10 protein-coding genes are annotated in these 21,938 nt (G+C 40.1%); 1 reads left to right on the top strand and 9 read right to left on the bottom strand.

Going from position 1 to position 21,938, the window contains the following annotated elements; translation table 11 throughout:
* Positions 1-51: 51 nt before the first annotated feature.
* From Q5076_RS05920 to Q5076_RS05880, 9 genes are all read right to left on the bottom strand, one after another.
* Positions 52-2,334 carry an FAD-dependent oxidoreductase gene (locus Q5076_RS05920; protein ID WP_303011651.1) on the bottom strand — a complete coding sequence of 761 codons (2,283 nt, stop codon included), beginning with the start codon at positions 2,332-2,334 and terminating at the stop codon, positions 52-54.
* A gap of 43 nt (positions 2,335-2,377) precedes the next feature.
* A complete protein-coding gene (locus Q5076_RS05915; protein WP_233527309.1) occupies positions 2,378-4,873 on the bottom strand; it encodes a glycoside hydrolase family 3 protein in 2,496 nt (831 codons plus the stop codon).
* Positions 4,874-4,889: 16 nt separating this feature from the next.
* The gene (locus Q5076_RS05910) at positions 4,890-6,935 is read right to left on the bottom strand and encodes an SGNH/GDSL hydrolase family protein (RefSeq protein WP_303011648.1); all 2,046 of its coding nucleotides are present in this window, start codon (positions 6,933-6,935) and stop codon (positions 4,890-4,892) included.
* Between the two features lie 2 nt (positions 6,936-6,937).
* Positions 6,938-10,366 (bottom strand): hypothetical protein, encoded by a 3,429-nt coding sequence (locus Q5076_RS05905; protein WP_303011646.1) that lies wholly within the window; start codon positions 10,364-10,366, stop codon positions 6,938-6,940.
* Positions 10,367-10,369: 3 nt separating this feature from the next.
* Entirely contained in the window at positions 10,370-12,982 is a 2,613-nt protein-coding gene (locus tag Q5076_RS05900) for a glycerophosphoryl diester phosphodiesterase (protein ID WP_303011644.1), read from the bottom strand.
* 18 nt (positions 12,983-13,000) lie between these two features.
* Positions 13,001-13,888, bottom strand: a complete 888-nt coding sequence (locus Q5076_RS05895; RefSeq protein ID WP_303011642.1) for a DUF5017 domain-containing protein — start codon at positions 13,886-13,888, stop codon at positions 13,001-13,003.
* Positions 13,889-13,922: 34 nt separating this feature from the next.
* On the bottom strand, positions 13,923-15,494 hold the full coding sequence (locus Q5076_RS05890) for a RagB/SusD family nutrient uptake outer membrane protein (protein ID WP_303011640.1): 1,572 nt from the start codon (positions 15,492-15,494) through the stop codon (positions 13,923-13,925).
* 21 nt (positions 15,495-15,515) lie between these two features.
* Positions 15,516-18,713 (bottom strand): TonB-dependent receptor, encoded by a 3,198-nt coding sequence (locus Q5076_RS05885; RefSeq protein ID WP_303011637.1) that lies wholly within the window; start codon positions 18,711-18,713, stop codon positions 15,516-15,518.
* 295 nt (positions 18,714-19,008) lie between these two features.
* Positions 19,009-20,046, bottom strand: coding sequence for a LacI family DNA-binding transcriptional regulator (locus Q5076_RS05880; RefSeq protein WP_303011634.1), 1,038 nt, complete (start codon positions 20,044-20,046; stop codon positions 19,009-19,011).
* A 211-nt stretch (positions 20,047-20,257) separates the two neighbouring features.
* On the opposite strand from Q5076_RS05880, the gene Q5076_RS05875 reads away from it, so the two are divergent.
* A complete protein-coding gene (locus Q5076_RS05875; RefSeq protein WP_303011631.1) occupies positions 20,258-21,937 on the top strand; it encodes a sodium:solute symporter family protein in 1,680 nt (559 codons plus the stop codon).
* The last annotated feature ends 1 nt before the right edge of the window (position 21,938 follow it).

The raw sequence follows: 21,938 nt of genomic DNA, 5'->3' as shown, positions 1-21,938 counted from the left end.
TACCTTCTCCACACTCTCACAAGAACAATATTTTATTCAAAATATATTGAGTTATTCATAACACTTTACTGCAAATAAAGCTGCTGGAATCAGGCCGGAAGGATGTTCCAGAACGATTCTGATCTCATCCGTAACCAACTTCTCTGGAAATATAATCTCATTTATCGATTGATGATTATCATTCTTCTCATAAATCAATTGATTTGTGCCATCATATATTCTATATTTCTCTACACAGAACGGCATTTTATATTCCGGATGTGTCATTTGAACTGTTTCCATAGGCTGATCATAATCTGTATCAAAAAAGAGAGAGAGCTTCCCGACAGAAATAGCAGTATCCCATTTAATTGTCAAAGTCGGATTCGGATCTTTCAATTCTGCCACCCAAGCATTGGGTGATTGAACTGGACGGTCAATACCATTATTAATATTCGAAACAGGAAAAGCATAACAGTCTTTTTCTGTTCGAATAGCGATATTATATCCCTCTGGTCTCCGCTTCGGACACCAGAATTCAAATTCCTCTATTCCAATATCTTCTGGGGGAGTTTGTTTTCCAAAATTGGAAACAGCTTCATTCACCGTATTAAATACAGACAAAATTCCAGTAATCCTTTCTTGAGTATATTGCAACTGCACCAAAGGATTTTTCTTGAAAACAAGAAAAACATATTGCTCCTCCGGCATCACAGTTCCAAAAACTAACTCTAACTGTTGTTTACCTTGATGCAAAGCTAGTATTTTAGTTTCCAGAACCACATCCGGAGTATGATTGAATGCTTTACTGCTAATACGAAGTTCCACTTCCAAAGCTGTTTCTTCAGAAGCACAAAGATCAACTTGCACTTTTCCCAATACATCCCCTTTTTGTAAAGGAATCATTTGAGCTACAGACTCATCCAGCACCTGCATCTCCCCATCCGCCGGAAACCCCTTAAAATGGTACTCACTGGATGCAGTCAAAGTAGCTTTCGTTACCAAATTCTCTTCGTCCCTGATTATCATATCAGGGATATACTGCCCCATTCTTGATAATTTCTTCTGCAATTCAGATACTTTCCCTAAAGAATATACTTCTCTCGGAGAGATGTTTTCTTTCAGACACATCGCCGCAGCCATCGCAACAGCCTGAGCACTGTGTGCAGAAGTAGCCATTACACGGGTTGAACCGAAAGCAACATGCGATACACTAATAATTCTTCCTGCAAGAAAAAGATTCTCAATTCCCCTGCTATAAAGACAACGGTAAGGAATCTGATATACCCCTTTCGCATGCCACTGATTACAAGCAGATTCCTCACCGAACACGCCGGCTGCCGGATGTAAATCAATACTCCATCCGCCATAAGAGACCGCATCTTCATGATGTCTTTGTTCTATGACATCCTGCTGAATCAGCATATAGTCGCCTTCAAACCTTCTGCTCTCCCGTTTTCCGGGAATACAGCCTACCCATTCCAGCGTCATTGTCTCCGCTTCCGGATATTTACCCGAGTTCTTGATATAATCCCACGCTCCATAAATAACCTTCCACAGTTCCCATTTAATTTGTTCCGTATCATGTACCGTATCCAAGTCGCCACCATATTCAACCCACCATAATTTACAACCATGTTCTTTCGCATTGAAACTACGAAATCGGGGAACAGTCTTCGTAACATCCATTGCATAAGCAGGAGCTACATATTTAACCGGCTTGCCAGTATCCTTTGTGTAGAAATATAAACTGTGTCCCAAAAGTTCACCATAATCCTCTGCCGGTGCAAACTTTTCGCCAAACTCCTCTCTGCTTTCAGCCCCCATACGGTAAGGAGCCCCGGAAAGAAAACCGACAACGCCATCACCGGAAGCATCACAAAATAAAGGAGCAGTTATTTCGTACATAGTACTGTTCTGGCTACAAAACCCTCTGACACTTTCTATTTTATGACCGGCACTCTTTTTTACCTCATACACGCAAGTATTCAGCAATAAAGTTATATTTGGTTCGCTTACCACCTTGTCAAGCATGACAGAATCAAAAATGATCGGATTTCCCTCCGGATTACGGAACGTATTTTCCACCATAATTTCATCTATCACACCGCCTTCACGCGCCCAGCGATTATTATTTCCCATATGAGAAGTTGCTCCAAGCATCCACAACCTTATTTCGCTGGAACCATTCCCCCCCAATACCGGACGATCTTGTATAAGTACCACTTTCAGACCTTGGCGAGCCGCGGTTATAGCAGCACAAACCCCTGAAATACCTCCGCCTACTATTACAAAATCAGCCTGAAGGACATCCGTGTTAAACATTCTCACACTATTAAACTTATCAAGTACCATCTTCTCGTATCTAATTAATTTTACTTCTATTTTAGCTCTTAACCTACTTTTCTATCTGTATCACCTTACGCAACCGGATGTCGTCAGACGCACTTCCTACAAGCACTTCGTAACTTCCCGCATCATAATCAAAATCTTTCAATTCCGTCTTATAATAAGAAAAAGCATCCTTATCCAACGTTATTTCTATTTCTTGTACGGTATTTTTCCTAATAAAATGCTTGGCAAACCCTTTAAGCTCCTTATAAGGTCTTTCAACCTTCGGGTTTATAGGTCGAATATATATCTGTGCTGTTTCTGCTCCGTCATGCTTCCCTGTATTTTTTACAGTAAACCGGATCTTAACCACCAAGTCTCTGCCTTTTTCCCTATCTATACGTAAGTCAGAGTATTTAAACGTGGTATAAGACATTCCATAGCCGAATGCAAATTGAGGTTTCGTTTCACTGACATCATAATGCCTATACCCCATAAAAAGTCCCTCTTTATATTCTACCCGCTTATCACCATCCACATCGTAATAATATGGATAGGCCGGATTATCTTCCCATTTCTTTTCAAAAGAGATAGGTAGTTTCCCACTGGGGTTTACCTTCCCAAACAGAATTTCAGCAACAGCCGTTCCACCCTCCTGACCGGCATACCACAAATGTAACAAAGAAGGAACTTTATCTATCCATTTTGACATATCCACATTTCCACCCGCATTCAGCAACACAACCGTATTGGGATTGGCAGCCGTAATACACTGTACTAAACTATCCTGATATTCGGGCAACTCGAAAGGACGATCATTACTTTCACGTTCACTACTTTCATTAAATCCAATGTTCACAATAGCCACATCAGATTTCCTGGCAATCTCTACAGCCTCATCAAAAAGCAATCTATCTTCTCTCCATCCAAAAGAGATATCAACAGGATGCACATTAGCAAAATATTCAAGGACAACAGGATATTCCTTCCCGGCCTCCAACGCCAATACAGTCTCACGAGTCGTTATTCCTTGGTCTCTCCACTCATTAATCAGCATTTCCGTACCAATCTTCAAGCGGAACCCATCGAATCCTCTGACTATGAACCGGTAATTAGCAGTCTTCTCCGGACGTACGACTCCACTCCATCGCATGGAACAGTGGTCATACGGAATACCTTTGTTTTCGGCAGCAATATGCCAGCCGTTACCTATATTAACAATCGTATCTATCACAGTTCTTGCCGGCGCTCCCTTTAAACGAATATTATCAAAGTATTCAGCTTTAAGTCCTTTAATCCGACTCCCCGCTTCTGTGTAAAAAATTGCATTAACAACTGTTTCTGTCAAGGTAGGTACTCCGGGTGCATACGAAATCTGAAGATCCTGTCCGACATTCTTTAACCCATCCAATACTGAAACAGAATGAAACGGAAATGTATAAGAACTTCCACCTCCCGATATATAAGAGTTTGCATTAGGACCAATCACAGCAACTGACTTCACTTTTGAAGGATTCAATGGAAGTAGATCATTCTCATTCTTCAATAATACAATACCTTCTCTAGCCAACTCCAATGCCACTTTTGCCGCTTCCGGATTATTGTATGGAATAGAGCTATCCAACTGTTCATTATCAAAAAAACCGAACCGAAACATTATCCTCAGAATTCTCTTCACTTTCTCGTCAATAGTCGCTTCCTTCACTTTTCCAGCTTTTATCGCAGGCATCAGATTCTCCTTATTCATCCATTTGGCACGCGGCATTTCCAAATCCAAACCACCATTAGCAGCCTCCACAGCGTCATAAGTAGCCGACCAGTCACTCATAACAATTCCATCAAATCCCCATTGTTTTCTCAACACCTGATTATTCAAATAATCATTCTGCGTGGCATGTACTCCATTCACCGGATTATAGCTATCCATAACGGCACCAGCACCAGCTTCCTGAATGGCGGCTCTATAGACAGGCAGATATATTTCATGCAACACACGCTCATCAATATCACTGCTTACATTGTTCCTGTCCCACTCCTGATTGTTCGCAGCATAATGTTTCAGAGTAGCCACCACTTTCTGATCCTGCAATCCTTTTACGTAACCTATAGCTACCTGAGAGTTCAAATATGGATCTTCCGTGAAATACTCAAAATTTCTTCCGCACAAAGGAGAACGAACGATATTCACACCCGGTCCCAATAATATATGTACACCACGTGCTTTAGAATCTCTCCCCAATTGCTTTCCCAATTCATACACCAGCTCTCTGTTCCAGGTCGAAGCAGTCAGTACCCCTGCCGGATAAGCTGTCGATTTTCCATCTTTATGCGTACCGACAGGACCATCCGTCAACTTTATCTCGGGCACGCCCAAACGTTCGATTCCCCTTATATAAAAGCCTTTATATCCTCCTATATAATCTAATTTTTCTTCCAATGTCATGCGGTGGAGCAAATCATTCGTCCTGTCCTCCACAGGAGCTGTTTTATCTTTATATATCTGAGCAAAGCCGCCCATAGAAAAACAACTCAAAATCCCAGCGATCATTAAATGCTTCATCATTCTATTCTACTATTTGTTATTTAATATACTTGGAGATAACCTCTTTCCACACTGCATAACCTTCAGCCGTCAGATGTAACCCATCCTCCCGATAATGTTCCGGAAATAATTCCCCTTTTGGTGTAAACATCGGATTATATACATCTGCGTAAGCAGTATTCATTTGTTGCTCTACAAACTCTTTTATCAACGCATTTGTCTGCTCGATCCTCTCTTTGTCCTTCAATCTCCGCACAGACGGTTTGATAGAAATAAAGATAATTTCCGCTTCCGGTTTTTCTTTCCGGAGAATAAAGAACAATCTCTTAATCTGCTCCAATATTTCATCCGGAGTCCATTGGTAACCAATATCATTATCTCCTTCGTAAACAAAAATCTGTTTAGGATGATAAGGGCTTATCAAGCGGTCTTTGTAATTAATCAAATCTATTGTTTTCGTGCCGGAAACTCCCCGGTTAAGAACCGGCTTCCCGGGAAAATCATCTGCCAAAGTTTTCCAATTCTCCATCGTCGAACTACCCACAAAAAGAATCAAATCTTTTGCCGGAGGATTGATGGAATCCGCCTTTTCATAACGCTTCATTTTCTGTTCCCACTTCAGTTGTTGTGGCAGTTTAGGCACTCCCTTTATGCGTTCGCATGGAATCGGTTTTCCACGTAAGAGTATCCTTCCCAAATAAATTGTAGACTGATCATACTTTTCAGGATGTGCTGTTATATCCTCCCATTGTTTATTACCGAGTATTTTTTTCTTGTCAGCTTTCTCAGAAGAGACTCGAATAGTTACTTGATGAATACCTTTTTTCAACTTTATCACATCATACTGCCCCCGATAACGATTGTTACACCAAGAATTAAAACGATTCAAAGTATAATTCCCGATACGATCATTCGCCTCATATAGATGAAAACCTTTAGTACTAATCTCTTTCAATCGAACAAATTTTCCATCAATCAGAACTTCCACTTGCCCTACTTCTGGACCGCCAATATCAAATAAGCCTATCATATCTCCTTCAAAGCCAAAAGAAAATGATGACCCTTCCTTACTACTAGTCATCACTGTATCGAACCAGCCAGAAAACTTCTTTAAAGAAGGGGTCACTGATGTATTAATCTCTTTCCATGAATTATCAAAAGAAGCAATCTGTGAAGGGATATACATTTCGGCTTCTTCCCACTCCGAACCGAAAAGCGGTTCAGGAAGCATATGTACCTGCGAAGCACTATTTTCTTTTCGTATTTTCTCCAGTCCTCGTGCAATCGCGGAAGCATATAAGTTCCCTCCATCAGTGATAGGGTGTACCCCGTCATTAGAGAATAAAATTTTCCCAACGGCAACTTCTTTGGTCCCTTTCCAAAGTAGCTTACCAGCCTTTTCAAGTGCTGCCGCCTCCATGCCTAAATGAATAGAAGGGAGTTGGTAATACGTTGCAATATCTTCCAATCTTTTAATCACTTGTGGAACATCCCCTTTCTGATAGACAGTAGTCTGATTCGTATAAATCGTATAAATCAAACAAATATCCGTATGAGGATTCTCTTTTATAATCTTTCGGATCATTCCCTCCATTCCGTCAGGATAACCACCATTTACGGCAAATTCAATAAAAATAAGATCCGGTTTGTACTGTAATACTTGTTCCCGAATCCGGAAAGCACCCAAATCCGTACCCGTACCAGACACTCCGGCATTAATCCATTTAAAACAGGTATTAGAAAAAGTATTTTCCATGTATCGGGTAGTTTGCAAACGATAGCAATAATCTCCTTGCGTTATGCTACCACCAATAAAAGCAACCGTAATTTCCTGCTCTTTCTTTATTTTTGAGTAAAAGTTAGGAAGCCCCTTTCTTACCGTACATTCTTTCTCATCATAATAATTTCCGAGTTGTATCAATGGAATTTCCTTATCTGCCGTTGTATACACCAAAGGAGAGGCCCCTGCCTGCGAAGCAGCAATCTTATCCAAATCAGCGCGACTTTGTCCATAAACGCAGGGAAATACCGTCATTAATACCATTCCTGCAATAATAGTCCCTAATTGTCGTATCTGTATCATTTTCATTTTGAATTAAGTATGATTTCCTCCGTTTTATCTACCTGTCCTTTCGAACTCACCGTTACTTTGACAATGGCTTTTTCGTCCATTCCCAATTTATAGAAACTCCATTCAAAGGGATAAGAAGAAACAGTACAAGATTGTCCATTACACACCACCGATACCGACATTTCTTTTTCCTTAGCCGGCGCAGTTTCAGCAAACCCATATACTGAATCCCATCCGAATGGAGAACGGATACGGAATAAGAACACCTTACCGAAAGGTTCTCCCATATCAACCACTTTTATTCCATTTTTCAATACAGGGTAACGATTCTCCTTGCGAGTTTCAGCTAAAGGAAACGCCAAAGTCCTGAAACCTTTCCCCGGAACAGATACCTTAATCGCATTTCCAACCCGGTTTACTTTTGCTGTCTTCCCTTTCTCCGTATATTGTACAATATCACCTTGACCAACCAATTCGGCAACCTTGTCCAAGCGAATAGTAAGTGATTCTTCTTGTTTAGATTCACCGGATAAAATCACCCAAAAATACTTATCGGAAACCGCAGTCAGATAGTTTACTGTCGGATTATCTATCTGAATCAACCCTTTCTTTATCCAAAGCTTTGCCTTGCTGTCTCCAAATATTTTCCCCTTCTCATTCCCGTAGATACGGTTCGTAAACCATACAAAGCCTTCCTGCTTGCAGAATGGAAAGTTAATATTCCCATTAGAACGTTCTATAGCTTCAGACACCAGGTAATCCCACGTAAATGCCAAATGGGGCGGAATATGGTGATAATAGATAGAGCTTACATCCGGACCCTTATAAGGAAAGTCTGGTGACAGAGTAATATCTGTATATCCTGTAGCATAATATCCCGGATAATTTGTAAACCGCCCAATCACTCCATTCCGGGCATAAGTCTCGTAAATAGGCTTACGAGTATATTGATAGAGACGAAGCAGATGAGGAGCCCAGTTGCTCATAAAGACCGGACGCACTTGCTTTCCCTTTGTCCGCAGGAAATAAGTGGAAGGCTGTTCAAAACCTAGTCCGACCGGTGAAACAAGCCATTCCGGCACTTGCTTCTCTTGCGCATCGTTCGCCACGCGGGGGAATCCCAGACGATATTTCTCTTTTCCTTTCCACCACAGGTTTGTATTCCCATCAAAACGGTTTCCCGGATGAATCGTTTGTAAATCCTCTGTAACGGTAGGGAAAGATCTGATTCCCGCGATGGTATTAGAAGCTCCATATTGAGCCGCTTTCAAATATTTCTCTTCTTTTGTCAACTCATACAAGTCAATCAAGTCCCACCACGGAGCATACACATTCGTATTATAAAAAGACATCAATCCCACCGGTTGGGATGAGTTCTTATATATCTGCAAATCTATATACCGGTCGGCTGTAGAAGTAGCAAACCGTTTCCATTTCTCGTCTCCTGTCAAATTATAAGCGGAGATAGCCTGCACCCAAGAGAGAACTTGTGTAGAATATCCCTTTGTTTTTCTCAATGTATCCCCCGGCAAAGCAATAGAAACCAGCCACGGATTCAACCCTCCTAACAGACGATGTAAACCTTCATAATAAGAAGTATTGAACTGGGAATTAAAAGGATTGAGCCGAAGCGTCTCAAGCGTCTTGTTGTATCCGCTTGGAACCAGGTCTGTAGCCCATCTGTATCCACTCCGAGACAATGTATATTCTATTGTTGGTAAAGAGCGTGACAGATAAAACTCCTCGTCTTCCGAGAGGACAGACGCTGCGATAATTGCCAAAGGAGCAGCATGTACTACCGTCGGAGCCGTTTCCGGATCCCCTTCAATATCATAGAATCCTTTAAGATGGGCATCCCATCCGCCATACTCTTCATTACGCATCAAATCCAGAATATTAAACATTGCCTCAGTCAGTGATACCTCTTTTTGCTTCCTGTAATCTTTTACCTTATATACTTGATCCGAAATATATTCTATCACCTCATTCCAACCTGCCGGAAGTATGCCTACCACAAACTTACGTTCAATCACCTGTCCTGCCTTCACATGAGAATCCTTCATCCCCATAACAGGAGCAAAAGCTACCGGCTGAACCACATTCTGCTCATTCTTGACGGAAAATCCCATCGGAGAAAAATCTACACTTCCCCATTCTTGCGGGAAAGTACTATCATCCCCACATATAAACGATGATATTACTCCACCCAAAGGAGTAGCAGATTCTGCAATAGCTAACGGCTGTTGCATCATTGAAGAAAGCATCATCACCGGATGTGAAGAAACTCGTTTATACTGAAACATCGGCGAAAGAAGTATATTACTCATATTCGGTTGGGGCACAGGCTGAAAAGCTGAAAGCCCCATACTATACATTCCATCAGTAGCCGGACGACAAGATAATCTCACCTCAACATGATTGCCTTTGGCAGGCAGCGTCCAATAACCAGTGATAGAAGATCCATTCTTCGTAATATATTGTACTTCAATACTCTTATTGTCCTTGTTCACAGCTTTCACCGGAATAGCTTCACTGAGCACTCCCGCAACATAAGGATTCAAATAATCCTCGTCAGACTGTACCGTGTATTCTTTTCCACCAACAGTAAATGAACTTTTTGACACCGCATTCTTCCAGGAAGGAAAGAATTTATCATTATCTACCGGACTTTGCTCCGCAGTAATAAGAAATACCTTATGGTCTTCCATAGTAGACAAGAAACGGCGCCAGATTCCTTTCACCTTAATTTCTGTCCGGCAGGCAATCGCCTGGTTGTTTGCTCCAGCTTTTACAAAACTCACCCGAATATTCGGATTCTCTATATTAGCCACCACCTCTGCATCGGGCGATAATAAAAGCGGAGTAGACACATTATCAAAACCCGAACCTTTCGTCTCTATTTTAACGGGATTTTTTCTCCATTTGCCCACTTCTTTTCTATCCATCTCATTGGGGTTGATAGAGTGATCTTTTACTAATAGGATTGCGTCACATCGGCCGAAATTCCTCTTCGTATCATGCAATCGCAATAATACCTGTTTTTTTGCCAACTGCACACAGCCTGCATTTTCCCAATAGAATCCGACTTTTCCATGTTTTCCAGATTCTTTCATTGGTTTCTCATCCACACTTAAACGGAATAAGCGTGTCCCCGGCAGTTTATCATAATCCGCTGACCTCACCCATACATTATAGTCTCCTTCTTCCATTATATTGACGACCGTAAGCGCATCAAACTGTTCATCAAGACTTCCGCCACCGTTCAAACGGAGCATTGCACTCCCCATGCAATCTGCCGATCTATCTGTTGACCATTTTCCTTTGAACTGAAAAGCCTCAGCTTCAATCAAATATTTATCTTTTTGCGCATATATATTCAATCCTCCAACCACCAAAAAAAGGGTGCAAACAAGATTCTTTACTATCCAGTGATTTATGCTCATATCCTATTTATATTTAATCTTTAAAACCGTCAAGCCATATGCATCAATCGTTACATTCCAATTCTCCACTCCATCTACAAGTGTAGAATGACCTTGATTATTCAAGCTAGCAACGTTCTTCACCCGGATTTTCTTTCCAGAGAACAAACATTTCGTATCCATTTCAATCAGAGAAGTCTGCTTTTCATCATCATTATTCAGCAAGATAAGGAAAACTGTTTTCTCCTTCTCGTTCAAAGCAGCCATATATTCTATATAAGGATTATCCAGTTTAAATAATCCCGGACGCATTATCAAATCGGCTTTCGTACCAAATACCATACCAGACGTAAAACCATAAGTTAGATGGGGGCCCACCTTAGGAGTAATGAATCCACCCGGATAAGTTATCCCGCCATTTGAACGGAGAGATATTTCAGACAATAAATAGTCGGTAATCCATCCCACCTGCCACCAAGCATGATGTGGATAAGGTCCGGCTCCATTATTCATCGAGTCCCAATAATAGGAAGCGACTCCCGTTTTAAAATCCACAAATGCATCTCTTCCTATGGCAGCCGCACGTGCCATATTCAAAAATAATGAATCTTTTGTCAGCCTATACATCCGTACGAACATTCCGGCATGGCTAGCCAATAATATTGGTCCACGATGATTGGCAGAACCAGCTACTCCACCATGCTCAAAACTCAATCCCACCTGACTGATCTCCCAATCTTTTCGTTCTATCCCTTTCACTTGTTTTACTACTGACGTCGGTATAGGATGCGTATAAACCGATGCCGTATAAATCTTAGCAGTTGATATAGCAGCTTCCTTATACTTTTCGTTTTTCGTCACATTATACAGTTCCAATAAGGCTTGTGCACTTTGGGCTGTGGCGAAATCCGGAACAAAACGGGTATCACCGCAAACGCCTAGGAAATGTCCTTTCTTTACAGCGTTCTCCACATACCAATCCGCTCCTTGTATAGCTGCCTGCAGATATTTCTTATCTTTCAATATCTCGTAAGCAATCAATAATCCATAAAACGTTGGTCGTAAATCTGTAATATCAGTAAAAGTAGGCTTTAATGTCTTATTCTCATAAGCTACTTCCCATTGTCCGTTGGGCTTCATCCATTCCAACAAACGGTCGGCAGCCAGTTTGACATGCTGTTTTAATTCCTTCTGCTGCGGTTCAAAAAGCAGAATATTACCCATATCCATCAACATATAATAAGTGGTTGCAATGGGTTCCGTATAAGGTCCCCACTCTTCGGTAAACCGTTTACTTTTATACAAATAATACTGTCCGGCAGAGGAACCATAAAGGAAATCTTCCTCCGCATGTTGTTGCATCAATTTAAAGTTCAACGCATTCGGCAGTCTTTTCTGTGTCAAGCGAGGATCATCCGTCAACTTTGCCAACATCCACATAGCTCCATAATCGGAGTTTTTCATGGCATCTTTTTCTGAATCATACACACCACCCAGATAGTCTTGTGCTCCAATTGTTACTCCCTTATATACAAGGTTATGCCATTTGGAAGTGCTGTCATTAGTAAGATATGCGTGCATATCATAAAGTCTTTGTGTCAATGAATATTTTGTCTGTTTCAACCTTAGAAAATCAGTGAAACGATAAATATCATTAATCGTATGTTTCAATACAGCATACCAATCTGCTTTCTGAATAGTATAACGGAAAGAGAAAGAAAGACTGTCCCCTACATTCATCAATGAATTCTTCTCTCCCAACACAGGATGATAAAGTGTAGGCGAGAATTCCCCTTCCCGGTTCATAACCGACAATCCGAGTTGCCATTCCGCATGCATCTTTTTATCCTTCGGCCAAGGATCTCTGCCAGTACCAGGTTCCGCTGTTACAGCAATAGTCACACCTTTTCTATCCGTTATCAGTGAGGATAATGTAGAAGCAGTACGTTCTCTTGCCACTACCGGTATGTCGGGGATTCCCTGACCATAGCCATACGCTTGTACAAAGTCTGTATTTATAGCATTCCCCTGAAATATTCCGGGAACGGTAGCCCATTGGAAATTATATTTATCTATTGAAACCAGCGAAGGGGTTGCCAAAGAATAATAACCTGTCTTCTTGGAATGCAATATAAAATCAACTTTTATATCATTCTGATAAAGAGAATCCATACACCATTTTTCCGTAATCCGCATCGTCTCATTTTCGTATCGGAAACAAATTTCTGTATCAGAAACACGTTTCACTGCCGAAGGATAAAAAACCATATTCTCTCCTGCTTTATTCATGGCAACAGCATTTGTGTTCTGTTGCCATGAAGGTATAATATAACGATATTGCGGAGCCGGGAAAAGAATCTCTTTTCCCGTATTATCATATAATGCCTGTGGTGCCGTTTTCGGTTTTGAGGAAGCATATAAAACATTATGCTGATACTTAGCTATTTCCATTATCTCCCAACCGTTCGTTCCCTTCACTTTCAACGTTTCTAATGTATATCCACCAACGCCCTTTTTCCATCCAAGTTCAAGTTGCTCATTAGTCAATCGCACAACGGACAATTCCTGGGCTGATAAAGCGATAGATAAGCTTAAAACTACGACTACAGAAAAATAGTTAATGAAATTCTTTGGCATTCCTTTCATTTTTATCAGTTATTCTTTTACTTCAACAATCACTTCTGTCAACGAACGTTTAGTGCCGCTATACCATTCCGAAGAAGTCGCAAATACAGCTTTATATGTACCCGGTTTTGTATATACATATTGATATTCGTTCATCTTAGTACTAATATTCTTTAATGCTACTCCCGTATCAGGTACTGAAGTTTTCACATCAAATCCTTTTGTTATCACCCAATCATCATTTTCCTGCCCCTTCTTTCCTGCCGACAACAGTTGTGCAGTCGAAATACTCCAAACAGTCGGTGCGCCGGATATGCTGACTTCCCGCCAACCAGCAGTAGACATTACAGCCAAACCCGTTTTTACTCCCTCAGGAGAGATCTTATCCACATTAATACTTCTCACCACCCATCTATTTGTTTGTGGTTCCCCCAAGTCAAAATAGCGAAAAGCAATGTACAGCTTCGCATCATCACGCTCCCCAGCATAAGATTTCAAGTTCTGAATACCGGAGGATGTATTCAGTTTTACCGTAGTAGGAAACGTATATTGATCCGAAATATCCACCCAAGTAGCAGCATTCACATTCTCCACATCATATATTCCATTAAAATCATTAGACACCTTAACCTGAAAGTTAGGATGTACGGCTGTAACCTGATCTGTATATAATACAAAATCTACCATTAAATCATTATCAGCATACAATCTATCCTTCATCGCATAATTATGCCCATTCTCTCCCGAATAGAATACTATGTTATCAGGATTACCATCAAATTTAAAAGTAACAGTTTCTCCCACTCTATATTCCACTTTATCCAGTGAAACGTTCAGTGCCGCACTAGGTGCATCATCATCCATGCATGAAGCAAATCCAATGAGTAACAAACTACTGTATAATATAATATTTCTCATATTCATCATTTATTATTTAGATATGCAAAATCGATTACCAACCCTCATTCTGAGTCATTAGTTTATTTACTGTTATTTCTGTATTCGGAATAGGAAACAGCACATTTCTAGAAGTAGTATTCTTACCTGCATTGCCACCATAAGCAAAACTTCCTGCACTAGAGGCCATATTAGCACCATGTGTATTCATCGTCTGGACATAAATTCCCCAACGAATCAAATCAAGTTTACGCATTCCCTCAAAACAGAACTCTCTAAATCTCTCGTTCTGGATTATTTGCAAGAATTCCACTTCATCTTTATCTTTAGATATGTCACATTCGTCATCCGGTGTATGAAGTGGTCTTCCATAAGCTCTTCTTCTCACCTGGTTGATTGCATCATAAGCATCATCATTGGGTCCGCCATTAACTGCATTCTCTGCTTCCGCCTTCATCAACAAAACATCACTATAACGGATAATAGGAAAATTCGTCGAGTTATAATACTGAGCCTTCTTACCTGTTTCATATTCTCTTCTCCATTTTCCTGGATTTCGGTTATAGATTTGAGCACTTGTAAATACCTTCTTTTCAGTCTTGCCTGTTGATGCGTTTACTTCATAATAATAAGGAGCTATACACCAGTCTCTACGTAAATCTTTCGGATCAAATGCATTATAAAGTTTGGCTGTAATCTGGATAGCACCACCGGAATACCCCAATTCTTGGTCACGACATAAAATACCGTTTTCAATTCCAACAGAACCAGCTTGGTCAACAGTACCGATCTTATTTCCATACATACCTATTTCCCAAATGCACTCCTTACTTTCGTTAATGTCTTTCGAATGATTTATAAATATTTGGGAATAATCTTCATTCAATCCATGTTTTGTAGAAGCAATTACCTTATTAGCATATTCCAGTGCATCTTCATAGCGTGTCTCATCTTTCAGCGGTTCACCTGCCATCTTAAGAAATACCCTTGCCAAAATGGCCTGGACACCCGTCTTTGAGATTCGTTCATTATGACTGAATGCATCAATATCCAGTACTAATCCTTCCGCATCCTTCATATCCTGCACAATCTGAGCATAAATATCCGCCAGTGGAGACTTAGCCAAATATTTGTCATTCGGTGATTCAGTCGGAGTCAATTTCAAAGGTACTTCACCAAAAAATGAAGTCAAAATGAAATAATAATATCCTCGCAGAAATAAAGCCTCCCCTTTTATCGCTTTTTTAGTATCCGTATCAAGCTCCTTATTTTCAAGGTTTTTCAATAAATAGTTGGCCCTATTCACACCTTCATACAACACTTCCCAAAAACGCCCAATATCCAAGTCGGCAGCATCCATCACCATTACACGAATATTATTGATACTGATATTCTTGTAGAATGATTCGTCACTAAGAGAGAAGTAACTAAAAAGAGCTTTACTGTACATCCTACCATTCGTATCAATCAAGCGGTTATATACACCGTTCAACGCCTGGGTCAATTCTTCTTCCGTATTATAATAATAATCAGGAGAAACAAAATCCGGTTCTTTATCCAATATACTGGAGCATGAAGTTGCCAACAAGCATATTGCCATCAGTAATATATTAATATAGCGTTTCATATATAATTGAATATAAAAGGTTTAAAATGAAATATCAACACCCAAAGTCAGAGTCCTTGGCCTTGGATACGGAGACCAATCAAAAGAAGGCGTCAACGCACTTGGACGAGTAGACACCTCCGGATCGAGTCCAGAATATTTGGTCCATGTTATCAAATTTTGTGCAGAAGCATATACTCTCAATGATTTTACATTGATCTTCTTCAACCATGAACTCGGAAGCCTATATCCCAATGCAATTGTTTTCAGCCGTAGGAACGAACCGTCCTCAATAGTACGCGATGAATAAACCGCAGGTCCCTGTCCTCCTACCCTATACAAACTATTCGTCTGGTTCTCCGGTGTCCATCTGTCTGCAAAAGAAGCAAACATATTGAGCGAGGTACGTGCAGTAGGCTCTCCACCTTCAAACTCGATACGGTTAGCATTCAGTACATCCCCTCCATAACTCCATTGGAAGAAAATATTCATATCGAAATTCTTGTATTGGAAATTATTATTAAATCCACCGATATGTTTTGGATTCGGGTTACCGATAATCGTCAAATCATAGTTATCCACTATTCCGTCATGATTTATATCCCTGAATTTAATGTCGCCTGGCTGAATACTTTCACGAGCGTTGCCATTGTTGGGAACTCCTGCTTTCAATGTATATTTACCACCTGCTTCATCAAAATCCGTATACTGATAAACACCGTCAAATATATATCCATAAAACATAGCAATAGGATGTCCCGGAATAGCAATATAAGGATATGCATTATTAAAATTTCCCCAAGTAACTCGAGTTGCCAAACTCGGTTCGTCATCATTCAATGCTAATACTTTATTACGGTTAAATGAAATATTGAAACTGGAAGTCCATGAAAAATTTTTAGTCTGCATATTTCTTGTATCAAGAGTCAGTTCAATCCCAGAATTCGACACTCTCCCCACATTCTTATATGCACTCAGGAAACCCATACTCGGAGCTAAAGTTGCATTCAACAACAAGTCCTTCGTTTCTTTATAATAATAATCGGCAGTTAAAGAGATCCGACTATTTAAGAAAGATAAATCCAATCCTACATTCGTCTGAACAGTTGTCTCCCATTTAAGAGTCGGGTTACCCAAAGTCTTCGGTACAACTCCCTTACCCGGAATATTACCAGTACTATATCCAGAATCCGGAGTAATCATCAAGGAAGTCAAAGCTGCATAATCAGTTACCCGGTTATTACCTGTCGAACCTATACCGACTCTCAATTTGCCATTGCTTAGCCACTTGAAATTTTTCATAAATTTTTCCTCTCCGAACCCCCAAGCCACAGAAGCCGATGGAAAATATGCCCAACGGTTTTCTTTTGCAAATTTAGAAGATCCGTCAGCACGGAAAGAAGCAGTTAACAAATATCTGGATTTATAATTATAATCTACACGCCCTAAGTATGACACAAGCCCATTGGAAGAATCCACAATAGGTGCGGAGGTTATTTCTCCTTCATCTAGTCCTGCAATACCTAGTGATTCATTAGGCACATTGATCGCTTTAATCTCACTAGAGAACATATTCGCATCTTGTATGGTGAAACCACCCAATAATTTCAAAGCATGTCCTTTTTTAAGTTTCACATTATAAGTTAGCGTATTTTCATTCAAAAAGTTTGTCCTTTCAATATTGGTAATCCACCCATTTACTTTATTATTCGTATAGGGATGACCACCACGGGATTTTGAATTGTAAAATACTTCCCTTCTCTGATTAATCTTATTATACCCGCCTGTAACCCTAAGAGTTAGGTTGTCTAATATCTTATATTCAAAATAAGCATTCCCGATAAAATTATAAGTATGCAACGGATTATATTCATTTTCAACTGCCATTAGAGGATTGATACGATAATCTCTTGACGGATCAGTAGTCGTATCAAACAAATCATTCAACAAGTCATCGCCATCAACTCCCGACACCGGACGATACCCCCATACACTATACATCAAACTCGCTGTTGGGCTGCTTTGTGACTCGGCAACCACCGTACCATATTTCTTGGTATAAGTATAGTTAGCATTTATACCTACCTTTAACTTTTTGTTCACAATCTGATCGAGTACAATTCGTCCCTGGTATTTCTTGTAGCCACTATTGAGGACAATACCTTTCTGATCCATTAAGGAACCGGATATAGCATATCTCGTTTTCTCATTACCACCTCTTACTGCAATATTGTGGTTATGCACCAACGCATCTCTAAACACTAAGTCCTGCCAGTCCACTCCCTTTACATCTTTATAATAGTCCAATGTCCGTTCATCATTCAAATAAACTTTACTATAAACATTATAATCCTGTTCCAATTGATAGCGTACAAATTCATAAGGGCTCAAAACATCCTGTGTCTTAATAATCTGCTGTACTCCCACCCAACCATTATACGTTACTACGGGAGCGCTGATCTTACCTTTCTTTGTTGTTATCAAAATAACACCATTGGCACCTCTGGCTCCATAAATAGCCGTAGCAGAAGCATCCTTCAGCACTTCCATAGACTCTATTTCTTCAGGGTTGAGTGTATTACCGACAGAAGATTCCAACGGGAAACCGTCTACTACATACAGCGGAGAGTTATCCTGAGTCACTGAGTTATTTCCACGAATGACAATCTGCAAATCACTACCAGGCTGTCCATCTGACGAAACAACCTGTACACCGGCAACACGTCCTGCAAGAGTCTCTTCAAAATTAGAAACCGGTGCCTTTTGCATATCTTGTATATTCGGTTTAGAAATTGCTCCTGTCAAATCTTTGCGTTTGGTACTACCGTAACCGACTACCACCACCTCATCCAACAACTCAGAAACAGCTTGTAAACGAACTGTTAGTTTTTTCGCATTCTCTCCAACCGTAACTGTCTGCTTTTTATACCCAATAAAAGAAACCTCTAATTTTACGTTATCCCCATCTACTCGAACAGAAAAGTTTCCATCCAAATCACTAATTGTACCAATACTTTTCCCAATGACCGCCACAGAAGCCCCAATAATAGGTTCTCCTGTTTCAAAATCAATCACCGAGCCAACTACTGTTCGCGTTTTTGCCTGTTGAGCAATCGCTACACTGTTCATTTTTGAAACATCTTCTGCTGAATGTACTACAGAAGAAAAGGAAATAGATAAATACACAAGACTACAGCATCTAATGTACCACTTCGCTTTTGAAATAACTGCGTTCTTCATGGTGCAATACTTAATTTCTCGTTAACAATTTAAATGGTATATCTAAGTTTTCAATCTTAATAACTGGTCTATTCTGGTCTGATAGATTTTGCAAACATAGCGATTATTTATTAAACTCCAAATAAATTTAAAGAAAAAAACATAATCACTCTTTCAGAACTCACTAGAAAGCCCATAAACAAAGGAAAGTGTATTTTTATTTATTTTCAGAAACAAGAAAAAGAAAAACGGGACATACCTCTTTAATATAAAAAGGCTATGTCCCGCAAATAATTCGATCTGAAAAAACGAGGTTTCAACTCGTCCTTCTAAGAGAAGATTCCCTGATATTTAATTTTGCATCCAGAATAATCGACTTCGACAGCATTTTATCCTCATTATTGACATTATGCTTGATTTGATCCAATAATAATTGTGCAGCATTCCGCCCCATTTCAAAAGTAGGTTGTTCCACACTAGTCAGATTAGGTTCCACAATAAATGCTTCCTTAGATTCGGAAAAACCAACTACTGCTATATCCTCCGGAATTCTAATCTTGTTTTTCTGAAGAGTTTTCATCGCTCCTATCGCCACCGGATCGTTCACTGCAAAAATTCCATCTGGCATTTTTTCCATTTCAAGAATCTGATGAGCCGCCATGATTCCTTTCTCCATCATTATTCCGCAGTCGATAATCAAAGACTCTTCAACCAGCAAGCCATACTTTCGCAAGGCATCCATATATCCATTTTTGCGTTTCTGCGCGATAAGCAAATCTTCAGAACCTGCCAAATGAACAATCCGCCTACACCCTTGCTGTATCAAATGTTCAACTGCAGCAAAAGCCCACTTATAATCATCAATAACTACATGGGGAGCACTCAACTCTGCACAAATCCGATTGAAGAAAACCACAGGAAAATTATTCCAAATCAAGTCAGAAAAGTAACTGGTATTTTCCGATTCCTGGGTAACCGAAATCAGAAAACCATCCACCATCTGCGCTTCCAACGCCTTCATATTCCGCAATTCATTCTCATGCGATTCATTAGATTGCATTATCAGCACATGATATCCTTCAGGATTCAGCACACTCTGAATACCCATAATTACTTCAGAAAAGAAAGAATTGACAAATTCAGGGACAATCACTCCGATAAACATGGACTGGCTTTGTTTCAGACTCAAAGAAATCGGATTCGGCTTATAATTCCATTTTTCTGCAAGCTCCAGAACAGCTTTGCGTGTTTCTGGATTAACATCCCATTTATCACATAAAGCTCTGGAAACAGTAGAAGTCGAAATCTTCAGTTCCTTGGCTAAATCCTTGATAGTCACTCTTGGTTTACTCATAGACTGTCACTCACTCTAAAAAATTTCCCGAATATAATCAAATTCCGGCAATTGGAATGTTAAAACTCCAAGAGTTTAATTTCGGGAACGTTACCGCAAACGTTCCCGATGATTTATATTCCGAATTGTTTGTTTATCTGTAGAATCAAAAATATATTTGCTGTCAACTTAGATGTTTTTCAAACCTGTTTTGTTAACTAAATCATTTGATATGACTACTCTCGACATCATTACTATCGTACTATTTTCCCTTGGAGTTGTTTTAGTCGGATTGGCTTTCTCCCAAAAAGGTAAAAGTATGCAATCTTTCTTTGCCGCAAACGGAACCATGCCGTGGTACATGAGCGGCCTCTCACTGTTCATGGGATTTTTCTCTGCTGGCACATTCGTCGTATGGGGTTCTATCGCTTATTCTATGGGCTGGGTTTCAATCACTATCCAATGGACAATGGCGATCGCCGGTTTCATTGTAGGATTACTCATCGCGCCCAAATGGCATAAAACAGGAGCACTCACAGCAGCAGAATACATACATAAGAGATTAGGCAAGTCCACACAGAAGACATATACCTACCTGTTCTTATTTATCTCTGTGTTTCTTACAGCATCTTTCCTGTATCCAGTAGCCAAAATATTAGAGGTTTCCACCGGGCTGCCTTTAAATACTTGCATTTTATTATTAGGAGGGTTATGCATTTTGTATGTGTCTGCAGGCGGATTATGGGCAGTAATTTCCACAGACGTACTTCAATTCGTTATTCTGACAGCAGCGGTTATCATCGTAGTTCCTTTATCTTTCGATAAAATTAACGGAGTTACCGCACTAATTGAGCAAGTACCCGACACATTCTATAATCTTCTGAACGATGAATATACTTTTGGCTTCCTGGTAGCTTTTGGAATCTATAATACTATATTCCTGGGTGGAAACTGGGCATATGTGCAGCGATATACCTGCGTCAAAACACAAAAAGATTCCCAAAAAGTAGGTTATTTGTTTGGAGCCCTATACATAATCAGTCCAGTTCTATGGATGCTTCCACCAATGGTTTACAGAGTATATGACCCTTCGCTCTCATTACTTGATGCAGAAGGCGCATATCTGATGATGTGCAAGGAAGTACTTCCTAACGGGCTTTTGGGCTTAATGATCGGTGGCATGATTTTCGCAACGACCAGTGCACTGAATTCAAAGCTGAATATTGCTTCAGGAGTCATCACCAATGATATATTCAAAAACCTAAGGCCAAAAAGTTCCGACCGTACCCTTATGTACGTCGCAAGAATCTCGACTATTCTCTTCGGAGTATTCAGCATATTGATAGCCATGCTTATTCCTAAAATGGGGGGAGTTGTAAACGTTGTTATCAGCTTGGCGGCATTGACAGGCGTTCCTTTATATCTGCCTATCATTTGGACACTATTCTCTAAAAGACAGACTGCGACTTCTAACATCACGACTACTTTATTAAGCTTGGCTATCAATGGTTTATTCAAATTCATCACTCCACTAATGGGTTTCTCCCTCAATCGTGCCGAGGAAATGATTCTTGGAGTTACTTTCCCAATCCTATGCCTGGCCATTTTTGAGATATATTATAAAGCAAAGAACAAGGAATCGGAAAAGTATCAATCTTACTTAATATGGAATAAAGAAAACAATGCCCGGAAATTGAAAGAAATCGAAGAAAATGAATCGGCAGAGAAAGCGGGCAATAATTTCAGCAAACGGGTAATCGGTTATGGCATCTTCGCTTCCGGAGCTGGCATTGCGATATTGGGTGGTATGGCAGATAACGGACAAAAACTTATCATCACAACTGGCGTCGTTTTTGCTCTGCTCGGATTACTAATGACAAGAAAGTCCAAACCAACAATATCTAAAGATTGAG

Source organism: uncultured Bacteroides sp., assembly GCF_958445495.1.
Taxonomy (GTDB): domain Bacteria; phylum Bacteroidota; class Bacteroidia; order Bacteroidales; family Bacteroidaceae; genus Bacteroides.
Note: the sequence above shows the minus strand (reverse complement) of the source record. Positions and strands in the feature narration are given on the sequence as shown.